The sequence below is a fragment of the Pseudomonas sp. Pseusp97 genome (genome assembly GCF_047304025.1).
Lineage (GTDB): Bacteria > Pseudomonadota > Gammaproteobacteria > Pseudomonadales > Pseudomonadaceae > Pseudomonas.
Genome location: NZ_JBGLYK010000404.1, coordinates 1 through 2,224, shown reverse-complemented (window position 1 = coordinate 2,224; position 2,224 = coordinate 1). Strand labels below are relative to the sequence as shown.

Genomic DNA, 2,224 nt, shown 5'->3' with positions numbered 1-2,224 from the left:
TTTTTTCTGGGGGGCTTCTTGGTCGGTCGCTTCGGGGCTAACCGGTTTTATGCTTTGTGTGCCGGCCTTATTGCGTCCGCCCCAACCCCCGCTCCTACAGGTACCGGCTGCGTCGGCACTGTGGGTAACGCCTGGGGCGGCCACCCGCCGATGAATATTTGTCAGGTTCGGTGCTCTTCGTAGGAGCGAGCTTGCTCGCGAACCCGCTTGATGCCCTGTCTGCCCGGCTGAATGCGTTCGCGAGCGAGCTCACTCCTACAGGTACCGGCTGCGTCGGCACTGTGGGTAACGCCTGGGGCGGTCACCCGTCGATCAATAGTCGTCAGGCTCGCGAGCTCTTCGTAGGAGCGAGCTTGCTCGCGAACCCGCTTGATGCCCTGTCTGTCCGGCTGAATGCGTTCGCGAGCGAGCTCGCTCCTACAGGTACCGGCAGAGTCGGCGCCGCGGGCAACGCCTGGGCGGTCACCCGTCGATCAATAGTCGTCTTCCGGCAGGCTCGCGAGGATGTGGCGGTAGCTGGCCATGCGCTGTGGCGAGATGCGTCCGTCTTCCAGCGCCTTGAGCAGCGCGCAGCCCGGCTCGCGGTCGTGCTTGCAGTCGCGGAAGCGGCAGTGGCCGAGCAGGTCGTGGAATTCGATGAAGCCCGCTTCCACGTCGTCGCGGCTGACATGGCCGAGACCGAATTCGCGGATGCCAGGGGAGTCGATCAGGTCACCGCCGGCAGGGAAGTGGAACAGCCGCGCAGTGGTGGTGGTGTGGGTGCCCTTGCCGGTGACTTCCGAGAGGTCGCCGACACGGGTGTCGACGCCCGGCAGCAGCGCATTCACCAGCGACGACTTGCCTACGCCCGACTGGCCGACGAACACGCTGACGTGCTCGTTCAGCGCGGCGCGCAGGGCGTCCAGCGCCAGGCCGTTGGCGGCCGAGACCTCCAGCAGCGGGTAGCCCAGCTCGCGGTAGGTGCCCAGCAGCGAGTCGAGGAAGGGCGCGTTCTCCTCGTCGATCAGGTCGGCCTTGTTCAGCAGCAGCAGCGGCTTGATGCCCGCGTGTTCGGCTGCGACCAGGTAGCGGTCGATCAGGTTTGCATGGGGCTCCGGGCGCGGCGCAAAGACGATGACGATGCGGTCGACGTTGGCCGCCACCGGCTTGAGCACGCCGCGCATGTCCGGGCGGCGCAGCTCGGAGGTGCGCGGCAATTGCGCGACGATCACGCCGATGCCCTGGTTGCCCGGTCGCCAGACCACCTGGTCGCCAGTCACCAGTGGCGGCAGGTTGGCGCGCAAGTGGCAGCGGAATACCTGGCCGGCGGCGTCGCCGTCCTGGGCCTCGACTTCCACCTGCACCCCGAAGTGGGCGATCACCTGGCCGGTCTGTTCCGGGCCGAGATCGCCGCCTTCCAGTTCTTCCAGAGCGCGCGACTCGCGCTTCGCCGCGCGGGCGGCGCGTTCTTCCTGGACTTTTTCGATCCGCCAGCTCTGCCGGCGGGTGAGGTGACGCTTGGCCATAGGGTATCCACAGGGAAAATCGCGCCGCAGTTTAGCATGCGCTGGCGTGCTTCCCGCTAAACTAGGGGGCTGAGCTGAGGAGCACCATCATGCAGAACCCGCAGAACCTGATCTGGATCGACCTGGAAATGACCGGGCTGGACCCGGACAAGGACGTCATCATCGAAATGGCGACCATCGTCACCGACAGTGACCTGAACATCCTCGAGGAAGGCCCGGTGATCGCCGTGCACCAGAGCGAGGAGCTGCTCGCCGGCATGGACGAGTGGAATACCCGCCAGCACGGCCAGTCCGGCCTGACCCAGCGTGTGCGCGAAAGCACCATCTCCGCCGCGCAGGCCGAAGCGATGACCATCGCCTTCCTGGAAAAGTGGGTGCCCAAGCGCAGCTCGCCGATCTGCGGCAACAGCATCTGCCAGGATCGCCGCTTCCTCTATCGCCACATGCCGAAGCTGGAAGGCTACTTCCACTACCGCAACCTGGACGTCTCCACCCTCAAGGAACTGGCCGCGCGCTGGGCCCCGGCGGTGCGCGACGGCTTCAAGAAGGGCAACACCCACCTGGCCCTGGACGACATCCGCGAATCCATCGCCGAGCTGCGTTACTACCGCGAGCATTTCATCAAGGTCTGATCCTGTAGGAGCGGGGCTAGAAGGGCAACAGACCCCCCCCGGGGGTTATGTTATACATCAAACAACGAACCAAAAAAAACCAAACAA

The 2,224-nt window shown here is 65.2% G+C and carries 2 protein-coding genes; one reads left to right on the top strand and one right to left on the bottom strand.

Features of this window, described 5'->3' with window-relative positions; all coding sequences use genetic code 11:
- Nucleotides 1–473 precede the first annotated feature (473 nt).
- The gene (gene rsgA / locus ACCC94_RS29400) at nucleotides 474–1,505 is read right to left on the bottom strand and encodes a small ribosomal subunit biogenesis GTPase RsgA (protein WP_413353112.1); all 1,032 of its coding nucleotides are present in this window, start codon (nucleotides 1,503–1,505) and stop codon (nucleotides 474–476) included.
- Between the two features lie 89 nt (nucleotides 1,506–1,594).
- Here rsgA and orn point away from each other — a divergent pair, with 89 nt between their 5' ends.
- Nucleotides 1,595–2,137: an oligoribonuclease gene (gene orn, locus ACCC94_RS29395; protein WP_413353111.1), complete on the top strand. Its 543-nt coding sequence runs from the start codon at nucleotides 1,595–1,597 to the stop codon at nucleotides 2,135–2,137.
- The last annotated feature ends 87 nt before the right edge of the window (nucleotides 2,138–2,224 follow it).

Coding starts and splice junctions, on each gene's coding strand:
- orn (WP_413353111.1), top strand. CDS start 1,595: ATGCAGAACCCGCAGAACCTGATCTGGATCGACCTGGAAATGACCGGG.
- rsgA (WP_413353112.1), bottom strand. CDS start 1,505: ATGGCCAAGCGTCACCTCACCCGCCGGCAGAGCTGGCGGATCGAAAAA.